Annotated in this window: 18 protein-coding genes and 1 tRNA gene; 14 read left to right on the top strand and 5 right to left on the bottom strand. The window is 68.0% G+C overall.

Features of this window, described 5'->3' with window-relative positions:
* Positions 1–159: 159 nt before the first annotated feature.
* From HMPREF0043_RS01760 to HMPREF0043_RS01775, 4 genes are all read left to right on the top strand, one after another.
* Entirely contained in the window at positions 160–816 is a 657-nt protein-coding gene (locus tag HMPREF0043_RS01760; protein ID WP_232205986.1) for a DNA-3-methyladenine glycosylase, read from the top strand.
* A 204-nt stretch (positions 817–1,020) separates the two neighbouring features.
* Positions 1,021–1,578 (top strand): DUF6423 family protein, encoded by a 558-nt coding sequence (locus tag HMPREF0043_RS01765; RefSeq protein ID WP_021601083.1) that lies wholly within the window; start codon positions 1,021–1,023, stop codon positions 1,576–1,578.
* On the top strand, positions 1,547–2,815 hold the full coding sequence (locus HMPREF0043_RS01770) for an FAD-dependent oxidoreductase (RefSeq protein ID WP_198010261.1): 1,269 nt from the start codon (positions 1,547–1,549) through the stop codon (positions 2,813–2,815). Before HMPREF0043_RS01765 ends, HMPREF0043_RS01770 begins: the two co-directional genes overlap by 32 nt.
* Positions 2,808–3,197 carry a hypothetical protein gene (locus HMPREF0043_RS01775; protein ID WP_021601085.1) on the top strand — a complete coding sequence of 130 codons (390 nt, stop codon included), beginning with the start codon at positions 2,808–2,810 and terminating at the stop codon, positions 3,195–3,197. Before HMPREF0043_RS01770 ends, HMPREF0043_RS01775 begins: the two co-directional genes overlap by 8 nt.
* Positions 3,198–3,290: 93 nt before the next feature.
* Here the strand turns inward: HMPREF0043_RS01775 and HMPREF0043_RS01780 are convergent, their stop codons facing one another.
* The gene (locus tag HMPREF0043_RS01780) at positions 3,291–4,742 is read right to left on the bottom strand and encodes an MFS transporter (protein WP_021601086.1); all 1,452 of its coding nucleotides are present in this window, start codon (positions 4,740–4,742) and stop codon (positions 3,291–3,293) included.
* 71 nt (positions 4,743–4,813) lie between these two features.
* On the opposite strand from HMPREF0043_RS01780, the gene HMPREF0043_RS01785 reads away from it, so the two are divergent.
* Positions 4,814–6,334 (top strand): DUF7059 domain-containing protein, encoded by a 1,521-nt coding sequence (locus HMPREF0043_RS01785; RefSeq protein ID WP_021601087.1) that lies wholly within the window; start codon positions 4,814–4,816, stop codon positions 6,332–6,334.
* Here HMPREF0043_RS01785 and hemH read toward each other — a convergent pair.
* Positions 6,303–7,316 (bottom strand): ferrochelatase, encoded by a 1,014-nt coding sequence (gene hemH / locus HMPREF0043_RS01790; RefSeq protein ID WP_021601088.1) that lies wholly within the window; start codon positions 7,314–7,316, stop codon positions 6,303–6,305. The two genes, HMPREF0043_RS01785 and hemH, sit on opposite strands and share 32 nt — an antisense overlap.
* A gap of 246 nt (positions 7,317–7,562) precedes the next feature.
* Between hemH and topA the strand changes: the two genes are divergently transcribed.
* The 6 genes from topA (at position 7,563) to HMPREF0043_RS10545 (ending at position 15,368) form a co-directional block, all read left to right on the top strand.
* Complete coding sequence (gene topA / locus HMPREF0043_RS01795) at positions 7,563–10,487, top strand: type I DNA topoisomerase (RefSeq protein WP_021601090.1); 2,925 nt, start codon at positions 7,563–7,565, stop codon at positions 10,485–10,487.
* On the top strand, positions 10,480–11,127 hold the full coding sequence (gene tmk / locus HMPREF0043_RS01800) for a dTMP kinase (RefSeq protein WP_040317621.1): 648 nt from the start codon (positions 10,480–10,482) through the stop codon (positions 11,125–11,127). The genes topA and tmk overlap by 8 nt, the downstream gene beginning before the upstream one ends.
* Complete coding sequence (locus tag HMPREF0043_RS01805) at positions 11,127–12,314, top strand: DNA polymerase III subunit delta' (protein WP_021601092.1); 1,188 nt, start codon at positions 11,127–11,129, stop codon at positions 12,312–12,314. Before tmk ends, HMPREF0043_RS01805 begins: the two co-directional genes overlap by 1 nt.
* A 319-nt stretch (positions 12,315–12,633) precedes the next feature.
* Entirely contained in the window at positions 12,634–14,130 is a 1,497-nt protein-coding gene (locus HMPREF0043_RS01810; RefSeq protein WP_051317386.1) for an alpha/beta hydrolase, read from the top strand.
* Between the two features lie 98 nt (positions 14,131–14,228).
* Positions 14,229–14,301, top strand: a tRNA-Thr gene (locus tag HMPREF0043_RS01815).
* 350 nt (positions 14,302–14,651) lie between these two features.
* On the top strand, positions 14,652–15,368 hold the full coding sequence (locus tag HMPREF0043_RS10545) for a DUF3800 domain-containing protein (protein WP_084432022.1): 717 nt from the start codon (positions 14,652–14,654) through the stop codon (positions 15,366–15,368).
* Positions 15,369–15,797: 429 nt separating this feature from the next.
* Here the strand turns inward: HMPREF0043_RS10545 and HMPREF0043_RS10550 are convergent, their stop codons facing one another.
* Positions 15,798–16,274, bottom strand: coding sequence for an OB-fold protein (locus HMPREF0043_RS10550; RefSeq protein WP_021601098.1), 477 nt, complete (start codon positions 16,272–16,274; stop codon positions 15,798–15,800).
* 145 nt (positions 16,275–16,419) lie between these two features.
* On the opposite strand from HMPREF0043_RS10550, the gene HMPREF0043_RS01820 reads away from it, so the two are divergent.
* Positions 16,420–16,938 (top strand): GNAT family N-acetyltransferase, encoded by a 519-nt coding sequence (locus HMPREF0043_RS01820; RefSeq protein WP_040317633.1) that lies wholly within the window; start codon positions 16,420–16,422, stop codon positions 16,936–16,938.
* A 129-nt stretch (positions 16,939–17,067) separates the two neighbouring features.
* Here HMPREF0043_RS01820 and HMPREF0043_RS01825 read toward each other — a convergent pair whose 3' ends face one another.
* Complete coding sequence (locus tag HMPREF0043_RS01825) at positions 17,068–17,811, bottom strand: hypothetical protein (protein ID WP_021601100.1); 744 nt, start codon at positions 17,809–17,811, stop codon at positions 17,068–17,070.
* 338 nt (positions 17,812–18,149) lie between these two features.
* Here HMPREF0043_RS01825 and HMPREF0043_RS01830 point away from each other — a divergent pair, with 338 nt between their 5' ends.
* Together HMPREF0043_RS01830 and HMPREF0043_RS10060 are read left to right on the top strand one after the other, a co-directional pair.
* Positions 18,150–18,548 carry a transcriptional regulator gene (locus tag HMPREF0043_RS01830; protein ID WP_021601101.1) on the top strand — a complete coding sequence of 133 codons (399 nt, stop codon included), beginning with the start codon at positions 18,150–18,152 and terminating at the stop codon, positions 18,546–18,548.
* Between the two features lie 32 nt (positions 18,549–18,580).
* Positions 18,581–19,021: a hypothetical protein gene (locus HMPREF0043_RS10060; RefSeq protein ID WP_021601102.1), complete on the top strand. Its 441-nt coding sequence runs from the start codon at positions 18,581–18,583 to the stop codon at positions 19,019–19,021.
* A 25-nt stretch (positions 19,022–19,046) separates the two neighbouring features.
* Here the strand turns inward: HMPREF0043_RS10060 and HMPREF0043_RS10065 are convergent, their stop codons facing one another.
* The gene (locus tag HMPREF0043_RS10065) at positions 19,047–19,772 is read right to left on the bottom strand and encodes a peptidoglycan-binding domain-containing protein (RefSeq protein ID WP_021601103.1); all 726 of its coding nucleotides are present in this window, start codon (positions 19,770–19,772) and stop codon (positions 19,047–19,049) included.
* Positions 19,773–20,347 lie beyond the last annotated feature (575 nt).

Raw genomic sequence — 20,347 nt, forward strand, 5'->3', positions numbered from 1 at the left:
CACCGGCGGTTGGCGCTCGGATTCGCCACTGCCGGTCCACGACTCCGGCGGCGCTTCTGGGTAGGTGTCGGCAACGACTCGCCCGCGGGGTGGAGCCCGCTCACCGATGGGGATAGGGGATGCGCCGGGAGGCGGATCGTCCGTCGTAGAATGACGGCGATGTCCCCGTCCGACCTTCTCCGGCTTCTGGAAGACGACCCGCGCGTGGTCGCCCCCGGCCTGCTGGGCGCGACGCTCACCGTCACGTCCCCCGAGGGGGCCGTCGGCGTGCGACTGAGCGAAGTCGAGGCCTACTGCGGAGAGGCAGACCCCGGATCGCACGCCTTCCGCGGGCGTACGGCCCGCAACGCGTCGATGTTCGAGGCGGCGGGGACGGTCTACGTCTACTTCACCTACGGGATGCACTACTGCGTCAACATCGTGTGCGGGCGTCCGGGCGTCTCGCGCGCGGTCCTCCTGCGGGCCGGGGAAGTCGTCGAAGGCCTGGACTTGGCTCGCGGTCGCCGGCCTGCGGCGCGCAAAGACCGGGATCTGGCCCGCGGCCCTGCGCGCCTGGCAGCCGCCCTCGGCCTGGACCGCGAAGACGACGGCTCCCGTCTGGGCGGCCCGGGCGATCGGCTGCACTTGGCCGTCTGCTCGAGCGGCGACGTTCCCGGTCCCGACCGTGTGCGCTGCGGTCCGAGGGTCGGCGTCGCCGGCCCCGGGGGCGATGGACGGGCTTTCCCATGGCGGTTCTGGATCGCCGACGACCCGACCGTCTCCGCCTACCGGCCCGCCAAGAAGCGCGGGCCGCGCGGGGGCGGGTCACGCCGTTGAAACGGCGACATCACGGGGTTGGATGCCGGTAGTCCCGGATTTCACAGAAGTCCGTCTCAGATACACCAGGGCATCTACACGATGGGCCTCACTATTTGAGACGTTCTCACTCCTTCGTCTCACTGTTCGGATGTCCTCCCGGAGCGGTCCGTGCGGCGTGTATATGGTGGAAGCGCCTTCGAAGGCATCGAGAAAGGCACGGCAATGACGGAACAAACGGAACAAAACGCGGCGATTCTCACCTCCCCGTTCGGAGTCCCGGAACGCGTCCTCGCGCGGGACGTCCCGATGACGGCGGCCGCTTTCCCGCAGACGCGGACCGTGTTCGTCTCCGGCGCTATGGACGCGAGTGCGGCCGTAACGGCCACGCTCGTCCTCCCGGCCGGAGGCACGTGGAGAATCGTTGAGACGAAGACCAATCTCTCCGGCATCGTGTGGGGGATGTGGACGATGAGCATAGACAAGGAGGGCAGTTTCGCAGACGACGTCGAATGTCCGTGCGTTTCCGCGCAATTCTCCGCAAGCGCCGTGAGCTCTGACCGTTGTCGCCTCGGCTTCCGTGAAGGCCGAGTGTTCCCCGGCGAATCCTTCCTCGCGCAGTACGCCGTCCGCATCTCGGGCCGTCAGCTGCGCATCAGCCACGGACGCCCTCGATCGGCGATCTCGCTGCCCACGGAATCCGACTTCCTCGACGAAATAGAGAACGGTTATGCCCTCGACCCAGCTCACGATGTCTACATCTCCGTCGAAACGCGACTTTAGATGCGGCTCGGCGCTCTCCGACCGCTTCGTCCCGCCCTCCTATCTGCTCGACAGCCCCCGGGGACGCCGGCTCTCGGTGGCCTCGTGGCCGGAACTGGAAGGCAAAGCCACGCCCCGCGACACCGACGTGCTCATCGTCGGCGGGGGCCTGGCGGGGGTCAGCCTCGGCTCCCACCTCTTCCACCTCGGGATCGATTTCCTCCTCGTCGACCCTGCCCGGCACCTCGGCCGGCGATTCCTCCAACGTACCGGGGCGATCGGTCAGACGACCCTGCGCTCGCCCTACGCCCACTACGTCGGGTGCCAGTCCAGCTCGGACCTCGACATGCTCGACTTCGCCAAACTCCACTGGCACGTCCTCGAGGACTACGAGCGCGATCAGGTCCGCTTGGCGACGGCGGGCCTGCGCGCCATCGTCCCCATGGACGTCTTCGAGGGACACCTCCGGCACACCGTGGCCGCGCACGGCCTGGACGGACGCCACGTCGTCGACCGCGTGGAATCCGTGGACGAGAGCGGCGGCGGATTCGCCGCGGCGCTCTCCTCCGGCCGGAACGTCCGGGCCCGGGCGGTGGTCCTCGCCACCGGCGAGGGGACGTCGGCCGTGCAGACCGGAGACCCCCGTGTCGTCCGATGGGACGGCGATGCGGCGCTCTCCTCCGAAGCCGAGCGGGTTCTCGTGGTCGGCGGCGGCCAGTCCGCAGCGACCCTGGCCCTCGCCCTGCTCCGTCGGGGCAAGCGGGTGACCCTGGCGTATCCGGCGGACGAGCTGCACTTCCAATGCCTCGATTTCACCGCCGACCTCTTCGAACCGTCGGGGCGACTGGCCTACGCCGACCACCCGGAGGATCCGCGCTTCGACTTCGCGCCGAGTGTGATCCACGAATTCCGCCACAAGCTGGAGGCCTACGAGGCCCGGGGACGGCTGGACATCCTCAACCGGGCCCGCCTGGTCGACGCCGGCGGCGTCGCCTGCCTCGACAGGGACGGCCGGCGCGAGGGGATCGACCACGACATGATCGTTCCCTGCTTCGGGCTCGTCCCCGAGGCCGACGTCGTCGGCCTCGGCGTGACGGTGGGGGCCGGACCGCGCCGGAACTGCGAACTGGGACGGCGCGTCTACACCGTCGGACCGCTGTGCAAACGCGTCGTCGGCCCCATCGCGCGGGCGATCGAAGGCCAGCGTGTGGCCGTGGACCGCGTCGTCGCCTCGATCGTGGGTGATCTCGATGCATGACGAAGCCCGCTATCACGCCCTGCTGGCCGGCCTGCCGTACCCGGACGCTGTCTCCTTCCCCGAGCGGGTCATGCTCGCTCAGCCCGTCGGCAAACTCGTCGCGGCGGCGGAGGACGCCGTAGCCTGCCGATCCCACTCGCTGGAATGCCTGACCCGGCATCTTCAACGCGCTGAGATCGCCACGCACCGAGGGTTCGACGTGGATGCCGCCGCGGCGAGGCTCAGGGCCCACGTTCCCGCCGCCCTGACAGCGGCCGGCCCCGGCGCGTACGGCACCTTCCAACAGGAGGCCTACGCTGCGGCGCTCGAGGACGCGTACGGAGGCGATCCCGACTGCGCCCAGCGCCTGATCGTCGCGGCCTGGCTGTACGGACTGCGCTGAGGTCCCGGGCGAAACCCTCTTCCCAGCCGGGCCCGCAACCCTGCGGAAAATGGGGACGTCCGGAATCGACGGATCCAGGCGCAAGGCCCCTGCCTAGTCCTTGCCGTCCAAACCGCCGTCGCCGACGTCGTCGAAGAGGGAGGTGCCTCGAGCGAGCCGCTCGTCCACATAGGAGAGCGCGAGCGCCGCGACCATGAATCCGCAGATGACCGTGAAGCTCAAGACTAAGGCGCGAGGATACCCGTCGGAGACGTTGTGGAAGAAGATGCCGGTCACCGCCGCGCTCCCCACCGCGGTCGCGATGCGCTGCCCCGTCTGCATGATGCCCGAGGCGGTCCCTCCCGTGGACACCGGCACCTCGCGCAGCGTCAGCGCCTGATTCGGCGAGGCCACCCATCCGTTCCCGAAGCCCAGGGGCAACGAGGCCGGGACCAGCCACCACACGCTTCCCCCGTCCGTCAGGAGCAGCGCCACCGCCCCGATCAACGCCAGGCCGAGGACGTTGATCCACAGGCCCCACACGACGACCTTCCGGCCCCACGTCCGCACGAGCCTGCCCGCGAGCGGCGCGGAGTAGACCTGCGCCAGGGCGGCCGGCAGGACCACGAGCCCGGAGACGAGCGCGGACCGGCCGAGGCCTCGCTGGATGAAGAGCGCCTCGATCACCATGACCGATGTCATCCCCGCGAAGAACACGGTGATCATCGCCGACCCCAGGGTGAAGCTCGGGATGCGGAACAGGCTCGGATCGACCATAGCCTCGCCCCGCCCGCGATGCGACAGTGCGAGCTCCCAGCCCCACCACACGGCCAGCGTCGCCAGGCCTCCCGGCAGGAACCACCAGGCCCACGGCTTCTGCGAGGCGAGCATGAACGGCAGCATGACGCCGACGATCGCGACGCCCAGGAGCGCGGCCCCCACCGGGTCGAGCCTGCGCAGGAGATGCTCTCGGTTGCGATCGCCGTCGTCGCGGGGGATCCACATACAGCCGAGGACGACGACCGCGACCGCCACGGGCACGTTGACTCCCACGGTCATCCGCCACCCGAGCTCGCCGGGGAGGGCGCCGATGAGGAACCCTCCGAACGTGGGGCCGATCCCCACGGCGACCCCGACGACGGCTCCGAAGGCGCCGAAGGCGCGCGCCCGTTCGAATCCCCGGAAGTGCTCTTGGATGAGGCCGCCGACCTGCGGTGTGAACAGGCCTGCTCCGAAGCCCATGAAGAAACGGCCGACGTCGAGGACCGTCGCGTCCGGCGCGAGCGCGGAGACGGCCGAGGCGAGGCCGAAGACGACCACCCCGGCCAGGAAGATCCGGCCGCGGCCGAGGATGTCGCCGGCCCGGCCGGCCGCCACCATGATGACGCCCAGGGCGAGCGAGTACCCCGAGAGCGCCCATTGGATCGCCGAGTTCGAGGCGTTCAGGCTCGTCTGGATCGACGGGAGGGCCACGTTGACGATGCTGACCGACAGGAGGGACATGAACAGGGCTGAGAGCAGGACCGCCAGGATGCGGGAGCGGGTATCGCGAGGGGCATGGGGCACGTCTGCAAGTGTATGCCGGTTCGGCCGAATCCGCCGGGCGCGGCGTCGCGGCTTTCACGTAACCTTGATGCATGGCCTTTCTCCTGACGGCAGAGCTCGCGCCCGCTCTCCGCGCGGACCTCGCGGAGTACACCCTCGCGGCGGTGGAGGAGCTGTTGGGTCCCGCCGCGATGGGGGCCGTGCGCCGGGAGCGGCGGGTGCCGGGCCTCGTCAAGGCTCGCGAGGTCTCGCGCTCGGGAGGGAGGAAGGCCCGCCTGGCCGTCCACGTCCGGCTGTTCCTCCTGGGAGACGAGGTCGAGGCCGAGCTCATCGACGAGGCTCTGCCGTCCGTGTCCGCCAGCGCCGCCCTGCGTGACGAACTGCTCAAAGGCGGCCGGGCGCGTTTCCAGGTCGTGCCCACGGCGATCCCGTCGCACCTGCCGATCCCCGCGCTCGTCGGCAAGGACGCCGGCCGACAGGACGTGCTCATCGCCTCCGACTGGGGCGAGCTCGCGGGCGTGACGCCCAGGCCCGATCACGTCATGCACGTGGGCGGGGCGACGCGGACCCTCGCCTCCCTGGCCACCTACTGGCCGGGGTCGCGGGTGCTGGACGTGGGCACCGGCTGCGGCGTCCACGCCATCTTCGCGGCCCTGTCGGGCGCGCGCGTCACCGCCACGGACGTGTCGAAGAAGGCCCTCTCCTACGCCGAGTTCAATGCGGCCCTGGCCGGCGTCTCCCTCGACCTGCGCGAAGGCTCCCTGCTCGAGCCGGCCGACGGGCGCTACGACGTCGTCGTGTCCAATCCTCCGTTCGTCATCACTCCGCAGAACGTGCGCCTGGAACGCTACGACTACCGCGACAACGGCCGCGTGGGGGACGCGATGCTCGCCGAGCTCGTCGGCGGCCTCGACCGGGTCCTCGCCCTCGGCGGGCGCGCCTGGATCCTGGGCAACTGGGAGATCCGCGGGGAATGGTCCGAGAGCCCGGCAGCCTGGCTGGATCAGGGGAAGCTCGACGCGTGGGTGATCCAGCGCGAACGGCTCGACCCGCCCGAGTACATCGAGATGTGGCTGCGCGACGGCGGCATCCTGGCCCGCGACGTCGTCTACGAGCCCGTCTACGAGGCCTGGCTGGCCGACTTCGCCAGGCGCGGGGTGACCGGCGTCGGGCTCGGCTACATGTGCGTCGGCAACGACGACGGCCTGCCGCGGGGTCCGTGGCGGCGCTTCGAGGAAGTCACCGGACCGGCCCCCGCCAACCTCAACGCGTTCGCCGAACTGGTGTGGGCCAATCGCGAGCTGATGATGTGCTCTGACGCCGAGCTCGCGCGCAAGCACCTCGTGGCCAGGGGGATCGAGCACCGCCTCCACACGCCGGGCAAGGACAGCCCGTTCATGCTCAAGCTCGCCCAGACGGGCGGTTTCGCCTCCGAGCTCCAGGTCACCAGCGCGGTCGCCGCCGTCGTGGGGGCGTGCGACGGGGAGCTGAGCGTCGGCATCCTCATCGACACGGTCGCCGACCTCCTCGAGCAGGATCCCTCGTCGGTGCGCGACGAGGTCTTCCCGGCCCTCCGGGAGCTCATCGGGCTGGGCGTCCTGAGGCGGGCGTGAGAGCGCCGCGCACCTGGGCGAGGAAGCGGGCTGCGGACTCGGCGTCGGGCGGCGCGATGCGGCGGAAGGACACTCCGCCGGCCTGTCGGAAGACGCCGGCGTTCAAGACGTCCATCTCGTAGACCGTCTCCAGGCAGTCGGCCAGGAATCCCGGATTGGTCACGAGGACGCTGCGCACGCCCCGCCCTGGGAGCGCAGCCATCGTGTCGATCGTCGCGGGGGCCAGCCAGCGTCCGGGGCCGAACTTCGACTGGAAGGTCTCCTCCCAGGCCACCGTGCACCCCTGCGCCTCGACCCGTTCCATGACTGCCGAGGCCGTGGCGTGGCACTCCGCTCGGTACCGAGCGGCCCCGTGGGCCTTGCGCAGGGGGACGCCGTGCCATGAGAAGACGACGAGGTCGACGCCCTCCCGGGAGACCTCCTCGAGGATCCGCCCGGCGTGCCAGTCGACGTAGCCGGCCAGACTCGGCCAGGAGCGGGCGGCCCTGATGCGCGGCCTGTGCCCCTCGGCGGCGGCCAGGCCGGCGCACTCGCGGACGCGGTCGGCGATGGACCCCACCGTCGCCGGAGCGAAATGCGGGTAGGCGGGCAGGACGGTGACGACGTCGCAGCTGCGCGCGAGGTCCAGGAAGACGTCGGCCACGTTCGGCGACCCGTACTGGTAGGCGACGCGCACGTCGCGTCCGGGCAGCAGGCGGGCCAGAGCCTCGCCCTGGGCCCGCGTGTGGACGCGCAGCGGAGAGCCCTCCTCCGTCCAGATTCCCTCGTACTGCCCGAGGACCCTGGCGGGGCGTCTCCTGAGGACCGGGCCGTTCAGGATGGGCAGCCACAACGCCCGCGGAAGGTCCACGACGCGTGGGTCGGAGAGGAACTCCGAGAGGAAGTCGCCGATGGCCTCCTCGGTCGGGGCAACCGGACTGCCGAGTGCCACGAGGACTACGCCTTCGCGTGTCGCGTCCGTTTGCCCTGATAAATCGGTCATTGCTCCCCTGCGGATATGACGATGTCGCTATGCCGCACCCAACCTTAATGCACGCTCGGCCCAACCTCACAAACGGGCGGGCGCACCAGCCCGCCGCCGCCGTGTCGCCGGTGGCGCAGCCCGGCAGGAGCCGGAGGCGGGTTCGCGGGCCGGGCATCGCCGTGGACACTGTGAGCACGAAAATGGCACGGAACCTTTCCACGGCGTATGGTGACCCCGAACCCTCACAGTAGTTAAGGACCCAGCGTGACCAAACTCGTGATTGTCGAATCCCCTGCCAAGGCGCGCACGATCGGCGGCTATCTCGGGGCGGGCTATGCCGTCGAGGCCTCGATCGGTCATATCCGGGATCTGCCGCAGCCCTCCGAGCTGCCCGCCGACATGAAGAAGGGCCCGTTCGGCAAGTTCTCGGTGGACGTGGACAACGGCTTCGAGCCCTACTACGTCGTCGATTCGGACAAGAAGAAGATCGTCGCCGAGCTGCGCAGACTCCTGAAGTCCTCCGACGAGCTCCTCCTGGCCACCGACGAGGACCGCGAGGGGGAGGCGATCGCCTGGCACCTGTACGAGGTGCTCAAGCCCAAGGTCCCGGTCAAGCGAATGGCCTTCCATGAGATCACTCCCGAAGCCATAGCCCGCGCCCTGGACAATCCGCGCCAGATCGACATGAAGCTGGTCGACGCGCAAGAGTCGCGGCGCATCCTCGACCGTCTCGTCGGCTATGAAGTCTCCCCGCTCCTGTGGCGCAAGGTGGCACCGGGCCTGTCGGCGGGCCGAGTCCAGTCCGTGGCCACCCGCCTCGTCGTCCAGCGCGAGCGCGAGCGCATGGCCTTCCAGGCGGCTTCCTACTGGGATGTGACGGCCACGTTCGTCAAGGGCGCGGAGGGCTTCGACGCCAAGCTCGTGTCCGTGGACGGGACCCGCATCGCCACGGGGAAGGACTTCGACGACCGCGGCGCCCTGGTCAAGAAGGACGCGCGGGCCCTCGGCCAGGCCGAGGCCGAGGCGATCGCCGGCGCGGTCGCGGACGCCGCGGCCACGGTCGCCTCCGTCGAGTCCAAACCGTACACGCGCCGGCCGGCCCCGCCGTTCACGACGTCCACCCTCCAGCAGGAGGCGTCGCGCAAGCTGCGGATGGGCGCCCGCGACGCGATGCGCACGGCCCAGGCGCTCTACGAGAACGGCTACATCACGTACATGCGGACGGACTCGACGAACCTGTCCGACCAGGCGGTCGAGGCGGCGCGCACCCAGATCGGCGAGATATTCGGCGAAGACTACCTTCCGGCCAAGCCCCGGCTGTACTCGACCACCTCGAAGGGCGCGCAGGAGGCCCACGAGGCGATCCGGCCCGCGGGCGATCACTTCCGCACGCCCGCCACTGTCAAGTCCTCGCTCAACGACCGCCAATTCGCCCTGTACGAGCTCATCTGGAAGCGGACCGTCGCCTCGCAGATGGCCGACGCCCGCGGCCGGACGGCCTCCGTGCGGGTGGACGTCCCCGTCGGCGGGGCGGCCGGGGCGGCGGCCGTCCAGTTCGCCGCCTCCGGGACGATCATCACCTTCCCCGGCTTCATGGCCGCCTACCAGGAATCCCGCGACGCCAAGCGCTACGAGGACGGCTCCCAGGACGCCCGCCTCCCCGACCTCGAGCGCGACGAAGGCCTCGGAGTCTCCCAGGCGGACGCCGACGGCCACGAGACCCAGCCCCCGCCGCGGTACACGGAGGCCTCGCTCGTGAAGAAGATGGAGGACCTGGGCATCGGCCGCCCCTCGACCTACGCCACGACGATCGCCACGATCGGCGACCGCGGCTACGTCGACCATCGCGGCCAGGCGCTCGTGCCGACGTGGACGGCGTTCTCCGTGGTGCGCCTGCTGGAGGAGAATCTGCCCGAGCTCGTCGACTTCGACTTCACCGCCGCCATGGAGACCGAACTGGACCGCATCGCCTCCGGCCGGGAGGACAGGGTCGACTACCTGTCCCGATTCTGGCGGGGAGACGGGCAGCGGATGGGGCTGGAGGGCCAGGTCGGCAGCCTGGAGGACATCGACGCCAAAGCCGTCAACTCGATCGACCTGGGGGAGGGGATCGTCCTGCGGGTCGGCCGCTACGGACCGTACCTCCAGGCGTCCGGCGACGGCGAACCGCGCAACGCCTCGGTTCCCGACTCCCTGGCCCCCGACGAGCTGACGCCCGACAGGGCGAGGGAGCTTCTGGCAGCCAGCAGCTTCGACGGCCGCGAGCTCGGCGTCGACCCCGAGACCGGGCGCAGGGTTCTGGCGAAGGCCGGCCGTTTCGGGCCCTACGTCACCGACGTCGTCCGGGAGGGCGAGGTGGCGTTGACCCCGACGGGCCGCCCGTCGAAGAGGCCGCCCAAACCGCGGACCGCCTCACTGCTGTCGTCCATGAGCCTTGAGACCGTGACGCTCGACGACGCGCTCAAGCTCCTGTCCCTGCCGCGCACGGTCGGCTACGACGGCGATGAGCCGGTCCTGGCGAACAACGGCCGCTACGGTCCCTACCTCAAGCGCGGCAAGGATTCGCGGTCGCTGGAGAGCGAGGCGCAGATCTTCACCGTCACCCTCCAGGAGGCGCAAGAGCTGTTCGCCCAGCCGAAGCGGCGGCGCGGCGCCGCCCAGAAGGAGCCCCTGCGCGAGCTGGGCGCCGATCCGGTCACAGGGGTCACCGTCCTGCTCAAAGACGGCCGCTTCGGCCCGTATGTGACCGACGGGACGACCAACGCCTCGTTGCGCCGGGACGACGACCCGCTCACGATCACCCCCGAGCGCGCCTTCGAGCTCCTGGCCGATCGTCGCGCCAAGGGGCCGGCGAAGAAGAGGAAGACCGCAGCCAAGAAAGCCTCCACGAAGAAAGCCTCCGCGAAGAAGGCGTCCGCGAAGAAGGCGGGGGAGGGGAAATCCGGCGGTTCCGCCTCCTCGGCGAAGACAGGTTCCGAGGCATCCAAGGCCGCCTCCTCTAAAGCCGCCTCTGCGACTGCGGGGGAAGCGGCCGAGAAGCAGCCCGCCAAGAAGAAGTCCGCCAAAAAGAAGCCATCGGCGGCGTCGTCCCAGGCGAAGAAGGCCTCGACCCCTTCGAGCCCGTCTTCTTCGGGCTCCTCTTCTCCGGCGGCGCCTGAGGCCGGGCCCGGCTCGGATGCGGATGCCTGACATGGGCCTCTTCGTGACCTTCGAGGGCGGCGACGGCGCCGGCAAGACGACCCAGGTGCGGCTCCTCGCCGAGTGGCTGCGCGAGCGAGGCCACGGCGTCGTGGAGACGCGCGAGCCCGGCGGCACCGAGCTCGGACGCCACATCCGCCGCCTGCTGCTGCACGGAGGCGAAGTGTCACCCAGAGCCGAAGCGCTCCTGTACGCCGCCGACCGCGCCCACGACGTGGCCACGGTCATCCGCCCGGCCCTCGACCGCGGCGACGTCGTAGTCGCGGACAGGTACGTCGACTCCTCGGTCGCCTACCAGGGGGCCGCTCGCTCGCTCGGGAAGGACGAAGTGCGCGAACTGTCGATGTGGGCGACCGAATCCCTGATCCCGGACCTGACCGTCTTCCTCGACCTGCCCACCGGGGACATCGCCGGGCGCCTGGGGGGCACCGCCGACCGGATCGAGGCCGCCGGGCCGGAGTTCCACGAGGCCGTCCGCCGCGAATACCGAGCCTTCGCCGAGGCCGAACCCGAACGGTGGCTCGTCGTCGACGCTCGGAAGGGCATCGACGAGATCGCCGGGATCGTCCGCGAGCGCGTGGCCGCCCGGCTGCTCGGCGGCGAAGCGGCCGGAGGGCGGAGGGCGCCGTGATGAGCGTCTTCGACGATCTCGTCGGCCAGGCGGCCGTCCGCGCACAGCTCGAACGCGCGGCTATCGCGGCGCGCGACCTCGCCGAACGAACGACGGACGGCGAAGCGGACCGCGACTCGGCCATGAGCCAGGCCTGGCTCATCACCGGCCCCCCGGGCTCGGGGCGTTCGCTGGTAGCTCGGGCCTTCGCCGCCGCGCTCCAGTGCACCGGTCCCGCACCCGGGTGCGGGCGGTGCCGAGCCTGCCGCACCGTGATGGAAGGCAAGCACCCCGACGTCGAACACGTGGCCACCGAGGGCGTCGTCATCACGGTCGACCAGACCCGCGACCTCGTCGGCCGGTCGTTCGTCTCGCCCGGATCGGGCGCTTGGCGGGTCGTCATCGTCGAGGACGCCGATCGCATGGCCGAACGCACGACCAACGTCCTCCTGAAAGCCATCGAAGAGCCGCCGCCGTTCACCGTGTGGATGCTGTGCACGCCCTCTCCCGAAGACGTCATGACGACGATCCGCTCCCGGTGCAGGGGCGTCGCGCTGGCCGTGCCGCCCGCCTCCGACGTCGCCGCGCTGCTGGTCCGCCGCGACGGCGTCGCACCCGAGGAGGCCCTGCGCGCCGCCCGAGCCGCTCAGTCCCACGTCGGCCGGGCCCGCGCGTTGGCCACCGACTCGGCCGTGCGCCGGGAACGGGATCTGCTCATCGGCGAGGCGCTCGCGATCCGGGGGACCGCGGACGCCGTCCTCGCCGCTCACCGCGTGCACGCCCAAGCCGTCGCAGCGGCGAAGAAGGCGACGGGGGATCGCTTCGAACGCGAGGAGGCCGAGCTCAAACGGACCCTCGGCATCGGCGAGGGCGCGAGGATCCCGCCCGCCGCCCGCGCTCAGCTGCGAGAGCTGGCGGAGAACCAGAAAAGGCGCACCACTCGCGCCCAGCGAGACGAACTCGACCGGGCGATGATCGATCTCCTCTCCCTCTACCGCGACGTCCTCACGGTCCAGCTCGGCGCGGGCGTCGACCTCGTCAACCAGGATTTCGACGAGGGGATCCGCGCCGTCGCCGCCGAATCGGACCCGGGGCAGTCCGTGCGGCGGATGGACGCCATAGCCCAGGCGCGCACGCGCCTGGGCGGAAACGTCGCCCCCCTGCTCGTGCTCGAGGCGATGATGGTCGCCCTTCGCCCCCAGGGATAGGGGGCGTTCGTTGCGGGGAGCGCGCGAGTCAGGCCAGTCGGGCCATCGCCATAGGGGCGTTCGCCCCTCCCCTCGACCGCGGCGACGTGAGGAATCCCTCGCCCCGGGGCCCGCGCCGGCCGCCCCGCGGAGCAGGCCGGTCCGGCACGCTATGGCAGCCATCGGTTCGAGAACACGCCGCCGCGTTGTGCCCGGAGCGGACCGCCTCCGGTCGATGTCGACGTAGCGACGCCGGACGCCGCCTCGTCGTGCGCGGAGCAGACGCTTCGGCTAGTTTTAGAGGGTGAGATTCTTCAAACCATGCACAGCCCTTGTGGCTGTGACGGCTCTCGTCGTGTCGGGCTGCTCGCTGTCGTCGTCCTCGTCGAATGAGGACTGGGCCTCCGGAGGGCCGGCGATCCCGAAGGGCCTCGATGCCTTCTACAAGCAGAAGGTGACCTGGAAATCGTGCAAGAAGGGCAAGAACGGCGACTTGCGATGCGCACAGGTCAAGGTCCCCCTCGACTACACGAAGCCGAAGGGCAAGACGATCACCATCGCGATGGCGAAGATGCCCGCCACGGGCAAGAAGCCGATGGGGACGCTCTTCGTCAACCCCGGAGGGCCCGGCGCCTCCGGAATAGACATGGCCGGCCGGGCCAACACCTATTTCAGCGATGGCATCCGGGAGAAGTACGACATCGTGGGGTTCGACCCCCGAGGGGTCGGCGAGTCCACCGCGGTACAGTGCTATGACGACGACGACCTCGGCAAGTTCCTCGACTCCTCCTTCGACCTGTCCGACCCCGAGCAGGCCAAGAAGGAACAGGTCGCGCTCAAGGCGTTCGCCAAGGCCTGCGAGGAGAAATCCGGCGAACTCCTGCCCTTCGTCGGCACGGAGTCGGCGGCGCGCGACATGGACGTCATGCGCCAGCTCGTCGGCGATCCCAAATTCAACTACGTGGGCTTCTCCTACGGCACCTCCCTCGGCGGCCAGTACGCCGAGCTCTTCCCCAAGAATGTCGGCCGTATGATCCTCGACGGCGCGGTCGACGTCACACGCTCCGGAGCGCAGCACGCCTATGACCAGACCCTCGGCTTCGAGACCGTCCTCAAGCGCTACGCCAAATCCTGCGTCGATTCGGGCAGATGCGTGCTCGGCTCGACCGTCGACCAGGCCCGCCAGAAAGTCCGCTCGCTTTTGGAGACCGCCAAGAAAACCCCGTTCAAGACGACGGATCCCGCACGCCCCCTCAACGACTCGATGCTCTTCACGGGGATCATCGGCATGCTCTACAGCAACGCCACGTGGCCGACTCTGACCCAGGCCTTCGAACAGGTGATACAGAGGGACAACGGCGCAGTGTTCCAGCGGGTTGCGGACCTGTACAACAGCCGCGAACCGGACGGCTCCTTCTCCGACAACTCCTCCGAGGCGAACCGGGCCATCAACTGCGCCGACTATCCCGCCAGCTCGCCGGACGAGTACAAGAAGCTGTCCGAGCAGGCGAAGGCGAATGCCCCCGTGTTCGGTTCGTCGCTCACCGAGGGGACGGACCTGTGCTCCCTGTGGCCCTATCGCCCGAAGAAGGCCGTCGGGCCGTACAAGGCGAAGGGCTCGGCGTCGATCGTCGTGGTGGGAACCCGCAACGACCCGGCCACGCCGTACGCCTGGGCCAATGCCCTTCACAGAGACCTGGAGAACTCGGTCCTCGTGACGTGGGAGGGCGAAGGGCACACCGCCTATTCGCGGGCCGGAGCGTGCATTCAAAAACCGCTCGACCGGTATCTGCTGACGGGCAGAGCCCCCAAAGACGGCCTGACCTGCCCAGCCTAGTCCGCCGGCTGCCGCGATGCCCGGCTTCAGCCCCGCTGCTCCAGGTTTGCGGGCGAGCGGCTGCCTCGATAGGATATCCGAGGTCGCGAGAGCGACGCGCCACCTTAGCTCAGTCGGCAGAGCGATTCACTCGTAATGAATAGGTCGAGAGTTCGATTCTCTCAGGTGGCTCGACACCCCCACACCCGCCGCACCAGACCGACCTACCCCCAGCCGGAACGGCGCCGGCACCCACGTCCCATCACCATTCGCGGCCGGCCTCACATCATCGACGCACACGCCGAAATGATCGGCAATCCGGAACAAATCCTCCGCCGTCCACCTCGCCTTCCCATGAAGACGACTGGAAACATTCGCCCCGGCAATACCCAAAAGCTCGCCGAGCTCCGCCCGAGTCTCACCCGTGACGGAAAGATACTGGGCAACTGTCAAGCCGATAGCGTGGTTCGTTAAAAATATTTATTCCTCGAGAAGATTTTTTGCGCACATAGAGAACTTTCTCTGCGTGGTACCATAGATCCATGATAAAAAATCGTTTTCACGCATTCCTCGATGAAAGTTATGGGAAAAACGATTACTATATGGCTGCTATAGTTCTTGACGATCAACGATACAATATTTTGGTGAGAAATTTAGAATCCGTTGTTGCACATGCACATGAAAAGTTCAATATTCCCATCACAACGGAATTGCATGCTCATAGGATGATGCACGGGCTTGCCCCATGGGAGTGCTTCCGCGGGCAGGTCCACGAAGCGGTTGCTTTGTATCGTGCCGCGGCTCGTGCGATCAGAAAGTGCGGTGCCTATCTTCTGGTGGAAGGCTTGGACGTGGTTCGGCTGAATCGACGGTACAAATATCCTGATTCGCCTTACGAGATCACATTGAGACATCTTCTGGAAAGAATCGACAATCTAACGTGTCAGTCAAGGAGAGAGTCATGTAGCATCACCGCCGATTTGATTGACCGACATCGTGATTTTCAGGAGGCGATCGGGGGGTATACGCGAGTAGGAACCCCGGGTTACCGATCGAGTCGTTTGGAGCGGATAAGCCAACCGATTGCCTGGAATGATTCGCAGGACAATCGCGGGATTCAAGCCGCAGACCTTCTTGCTTACATATACCGCCGAGTCAAAGAACCACAGCCTGGCAACTCACCACGGGCTGCCCGAGCAGCGTCGGCCATCCTCCGCGACTTCGGCCCGCTTTACCATGAGAGAAAATGGATTCCCTGAAGAAGCTCGGGGCCCCTCAGGGCCCCGGCAGACAACGCCCCACAACGGTGGCTCGTCGTAGTGTCAGCTTAACGCAGTGACGCATTCGTGCGCCACATGACGCAGGTCACAGATCATGGTGGATCGGTCAACGCCCGCCGCGCTGAAATTCGTGTTCATGATCCGAACTCATCACCCGGATCGCCGTTGAGGCAGTGCCCAGGACGATCTCCAGTTTTGACTTCGGCCACCAGTTTAGGCGGCGATCGCCTCTTGTTCGGGCAGTAGTGAGGCAATAAGGTGATCCTCGTAGTCGCTGATCTTGGTCATCCGCTTGTGCCGATCTGTCCGGCCGATGGCTAGGCGTTGACCGTGCCGCTGTGAAGCGTTCAACCCCGGGAGGAAACCCGGGGCTGAACGATGCGATATCAGAGTCGGTCAGCGTTGCGCTCAGTTGAGCGCGCAGTTTTTGACGTCAACGGACAACCCGTCGAAGCCTCCGCCCTTTCCGGTTACGGTGATCGGCTGGCCCTTTTTGAGGGCTGCAGCTTTGTCTACCTGGGAATCGCTAATAGTACAGGCTATTTGCGTGACGGGAAACTCTGATCCGTCGCTTATCCACACCACTTTGTGGTTGAGAACATCAGATGTGTGATCGAATGTTCCGGATATTTTGAGTGATTTTCCTTTGTACTGTTTATCGGCCCCTAGTTCATTCTCTTTGTAGGCTTTAATCAGCGTCGCTGCGTCGACATCGACGGAAGGTGCTGGATTCGCCTCAGACGTCTCCTTTCCCGAAGCGGGAGTTGAAACCTTGTTTTTATTGTCATCCATTATTTTATTGACGACGACGATGGCGATAATGGCGACAATGAGAATGAACCACCAGCGGCGGTAAACAGGGCGAGGTGAGGATTCTGTTTTCATGGGTATAGTCTACGCCACAATTCCCATTCGCCTTCGACCGGACATCGAACCGAGACGAGTCCGGGCTGAGCGCTTCTGATACGGTGACGCCATGCGTTCGAACGACGCCGCGCGAGTGCCGGCACCGCAGCCGGAGGACGCCGCGGTGGCCGTTGACCTGATTCCCTGCACGATCGACGACGTCGAAGAGCTGAACGCCATAGGCGCCGCGACTTTCACGGAGACCCATGCTGAGTACAACAGTGCGGAGAACCTCGACTCCTACATACGGCGGGCATTCACCCCGGACGTGCTCGCGGGAGAACTGGCCAATCCGAAATCACATTTTTTCTTCGCCCGCGTCGGCGACGAAACGGCCGGATACCTCAAGGTGAACACGGAGGAGGCGCAGAACGAGGCCATGGGCCCGGATGCGCTGGAGGTCGAGCGCGTTTACATCCTGCGTAAGTTCAAAAGCTTGGGCATAGGGCGGGCGATGATCGAGAAAGCCATCGACGAGGCGAGAACCCGCGGACTGGGCACCGTCTGGCTCGGCGTCTGGGAGCACAACCGACAGGCGCTGGCATTCTACGAGCACATGGGCTTCGCGGTATTCGGATCGCACGTGTTCACAGTCGGCGACGACGACCAAACCGATCTGCTGATGAGGCTCAGGGTCGCGTAGCCCGTTCGCCGCGCACAGGCTGCGCGCACTTCCGTCGAATCCGGCGGGCTTCCCGCGGATATCGCGACGTCGCCTCGCCCCGGCCGGGCACCGGACGCGTCAAGGCCGCCGGGTGGGTCATGGGATGCGTCAAGGCCGGTGGGCCGAGGAGGATGCGTCGCGGAGCCTCCTGGCTTCGGCCAGGCTGATCCTGCCGTCGGCCTCCACGATCTGCCCGCGATGGATCCACTTGCGAATTCGTGCGGCGCTGACGTTGAGGATGCGGGCGACGTCGCGCCGCGTGAGATTCGCGTCGGCCGAGCAGAGCCGGAGCCTGGCGAGCTTGGCGAGGCCTTGTTCCGTGTGCACGCCGCCGCAACGAGGGCAGACGTAATCGGGGCGGACGCCGTCGTCGGTGACTTCGTGGACGAGTGTGCCGTCGCAGACGGGGCAGGGACGCCCGGAGGAGATGGGATCCAGCCCGTGCGCTTCGCGCAGCCGTCTGCGGACTTCGCCGAGTTCCTCGGCGAACTCGTCCATGGCGGGCCAGTTCTCCTGGGCCCACTCGAGGTTGTCGGCCAGCCACGCTAAAGCGTCGCCGTCGGGGCGGACGCCTGGGTCCTCGTGGCGCCAGCGGCACCAGGAGGCGGCCCACGTCGCGGCCCACGAGGCGATGGAGGCCCTCGTCCGCGGTGTGCCGCCGTCCCAGTCGTCGAGGACGGCCTCCAGGCGGAAGGGCAGCCCGTCGAGCGGCCGCGACCCTCCGGCCCGCTGCATCGCGTCGACGGGGACGGCTTTGACGTAGAGGAGGGACTCGTGCGGGTCGGGCAGCGTCGCGGTGAGGCGGATGACCTCGTCGAGGGCGGAACGCACGACGATTGGGGAGACAGCCAATGTGATTCCTTTGCGAATGGGGGTGAGTGCTTCATAGGCGGGATGACGGCGCGATGCGCACCGCCTGGTTTCCGGTCCCGGGTTTTCCGCCGCATCGACGACCGGCGGTGGATCCGTCGCGACGAAGTGAGGAGCGGGCGGCGCCGGGTGAGCCATGCGGCCGCCGTCTCGGCGGGCGGGCGCCCTACTTCGGCTCGGATGCCATGGTGACGCTCATCGATCCCCCTTCAGCCATGCTGTCCGAAATTACGAACGTGCGAGGAGCTCCATTGTGTTCGCATTTCGGGACGAAGTCAAGGCGCTTGCGGTCGTGTGTCCGGAAATGCGACTATTCGGGTATGGGGATGAGAAGGATCGAGCCCGGCCGATTGAACGCCGCTCTCGTGGCGATCCTCCGCGAGGAGCTCGGCGCGCGAGGGTGGTCGGTCCGGCAGCTCGCGGAGCGGTCGGGCATTCCGCGCACGCGCACGCACGGCACCCTGGTGGGCGAGCGCCCCTTGAATGTGGACGAATTGACCGCATTCTGCGGCGCACTGGAGTTGACGGCTTGGCGTGTGGTGCGGCGGGCGGAGGCGCCGAGCGCACGAGGGGCGGAGCCCGCCGGCGGGGCGGAGACGCCCGCCTCACCCGCCGCCTACGCGGAGGCGGCATTCGCCAAATTGGACGAGGTCACGGCTCGGGACTACGCTCCGGCGGCGAGCCCACGCGACGGCGACCCGTACGAGCCTGCCGACTGAACCGTGTCGGAGCCCACACCTAGCCTTGTCGTGTGACCGAGAACGATCTCATCCAAGAACTCGCCGGCATGGGCGTCCACGTCGTCTACCTGCCCTATCGGCTCGCCGGGGCCTACTGGCACGACGAGGGCCTCATCGTGATCGACTCCCGCCAGACCAGGGCCGGGCAGCTGGCCGCCCTGGCTCACGAGACGATCCACGCCCGCAGGGGCGACAGCGGCCCCCAACCGTCCCACGTCGAGGATCTGGTGGACGAACTGGCCGCGAAACTCCTGATTTCACCGATCGAGTACGCATTGGCGGAACGGGTCTACGGCTCTCGCCCCGCGGCATTGGCCGCGGAACTGGGAGTGACGCAGCGGATGGTCGAAGCGTGGCGCAGAGGGACCGAACGCGGATGGGGTATGCGCGCCGGTCCCTCTCCGCCCGTCGGCGATCCGGCCGACGGCCCACGCGGGCGAGGCGTCCGCTAGCGCGCCCGGCCAGCGGACCCAGCGATCACTCGCCTTTGGCGAGGTACCGCTGAAGGGCCTTCTTGGTCTCGACGCCGAAGACCCCGTCGACTAGGCGGTCGGCCGGATAGTCCCGGGTCTGTTTGAGGAAATTCTGTAGCGCACGGATCGTATAGGGGCCGCCTGCACCGTCGATCGCGCGTGTGTAATAACGGCCCGATGCCAGCCAACGCTGAAGCGCGGCCCATGTCATGGGCCCCCAGGTCCCGTCGACGGCTCCCCGGTAGAAGCCGTGGTGCGCCAGGAACCTCTGCAGTCCCGTGACCGACGCCGCCCCGAATTCTCCGTCGATGGCGCGGTCGTACCAGGCGGCGGTCGTCTTGGATGCGGTGTAGACGCGCGTGCCGTGGTATATCTCGGCCCAGCCCAAGAAGGGCGCGCTGCGATCCGTGAACCCCGCGATCGAAATGATGCACACGCCCGGGTACCCGCGCTCGTTCGACGTGGAGATGGCGCGCCCGCCGCCGATCGAGAGAGCCACGTGCCCGTAGGCGGAGTTCGGTCCGGTCAGATTCCAGAACACGGGCACGGCCGGCGGAGGACTCGTCTCACCGGCGTGCTTGGCGCCGGCGGCGTTCCACGCCTGCTTCGCGCTTCCGTAGTCGGGGCCGAAGCCGTAGGCTGAGCGCACGAATCGTTCGCACAGTCCGTCATAGGCGTGCGAGCCGAGACGGTTTCTCGCCCACGCGATGGCGTCGTTTCCGAATCTCATGGTGTTCCCTTTCGTCTGTCGAAATGCCCAGAGAGGTGAGGAAAGGCCGGCCACGTCTGGGTGCGTGGCCGGCCTGCGACGTGAATGTCGCATTCTTCGGCATGGAGGCGGGGTGTTCGACGCCATGCCGAGCGCACGGGGATCCCTCGCATGAATATGCGGGGGATCCCCGTGCGCCGTATTCGCTCTGTGGATTTTCGAGGTGGCGGGTTGGCGGTGAGATCGGCGAGGATTCGGTCGACGGCGTTTCCGACGCTCGTCCGCCCTCTCGCCGGTGGCCGGGGAGGTCGGACGCGCAACGGGATGACGGCGGGCCGTCGCACGGTTAGCCCGGCGGTGGGCGTGGTGTTGCCGCAGTCGCGCTCGGTCGAAAGGCGACGGCAAGCCGGCGCGCAAGAGGCGCGGCGCGCCCGAAGGATGGGATTTCGGCGGTGGAACCGGGTGGCCGGAGCCGGCGGTGGAGCTTGGCGGCAAGAGGAGCGTGCGGGAGGCGCGGTGTGCTCTGGCGGGGAGGTCCGCGGCGGGGTGAGGCCGATCGCGCGACAGCGCCCGGACAGCACTGTGCCCGCCAAGAC

It is taken from the genome of Actinobaculum sp. oral taxon 183 str. F0552 (assembly GCF_000466165.1).
In the GTDB taxonomy this organism is placed as follows: Bacteria; Actinomycetota; Actinomycetes; order Actinomycetales; family Actinomycetaceae; genus Peptidiphaga.

What these genes read in the sequence shown, in the direction of transcription:
- HMPREF0043_RS01760 (WP_232205986.1), top strand. Translation starts at nt 160, where the DNA reads ATGTCCCCGTCCGACCTTCTCCGGCTTCTGGAAGACGACCCGCGCGTG.
- HMPREF0043_RS01765 (WP_021601083.1), top strand. Translation starts at nt 1,021, where the DNA reads ATGACGGAACAAACGGAACAAAACGCGGCGATTCTCACCTCCCCGTTC.
- HMPREF0043_RS01770 (WP_198010261.1), top strand. Translation starts at nt 1,547, where the DNA reads ATGTCTACATCTCCGTCGAAACGCGACTTTAGATGCGGCTCGGCGCTC.
- HMPREF0043_RS01775 (WP_021601085.1), top strand. Translation starts at nt 2,808, where the DNA reads ATGCATGACGAAGCCCGCTATCACGCCCTGCTGGCCGGCCTGCCGTAC.
- HMPREF0043_RS01785 (WP_021601087.1), top strand. Translation starts at nt 4,814, where the DNA reads ATGGCCTTTCTCCTGACGGCAGAGCTCGCGCCCGCTCTCCGCGCGGAC.
- hemH (WP_021601088.1), bottom strand. Translation starts at nt 7,316, where the DNA reads ATGACCGATTTATCAGGGCAAACGGACGCGACACGCGAAGGCGTAGTC.
- tmk (WP_040317621.1), top strand. Translation starts at nt 10,480, where the DNA reads ATGCCTGACATGGGCCTCTTCGTGACCTTCGAGGGCGGCGACGGCGCC.
- HMPREF0043_RS01805 (WP_021601092.1), top strand. Translation starts at nt 11,127, where the DNA reads ATGAGCGTCTTCGACGATCTCGTCGGCCAGGCGGCCGTCCGCGCACAG.
- HMPREF0043_RS10545 (WP_084432022.1), top strand. Translation starts at nt 14,652, where the DNA reads ATGATAAAAAATCGTTTTCACGCATTCCTCGATGAAAGTTATGGGAAA.
- HMPREF0043_RS10550 (WP_021601098.1), bottom strand. Translation starts at nt 16,274, where the DNA reads ATGAAAACAGAATCCTCACCTCGCCCTGTTTACCGCCGCTGGTGGTTC.
- HMPREF0043_RS01830 (WP_021601101.1), top strand. Translation starts at nt 18,150, where the DNA reads ATGGGGATGAGAAGGATCGAGCCCGGCCGATTGAACGCCGCTCTCGTG.
- HMPREF0043_RS10065 (WP_021601103.1), bottom strand. Translation starts at nt 19,772, where the DNA reads ATGAGATTCGGAAACGACGCCATCGCGTGGGCGAGAAACCGTCTCGGC.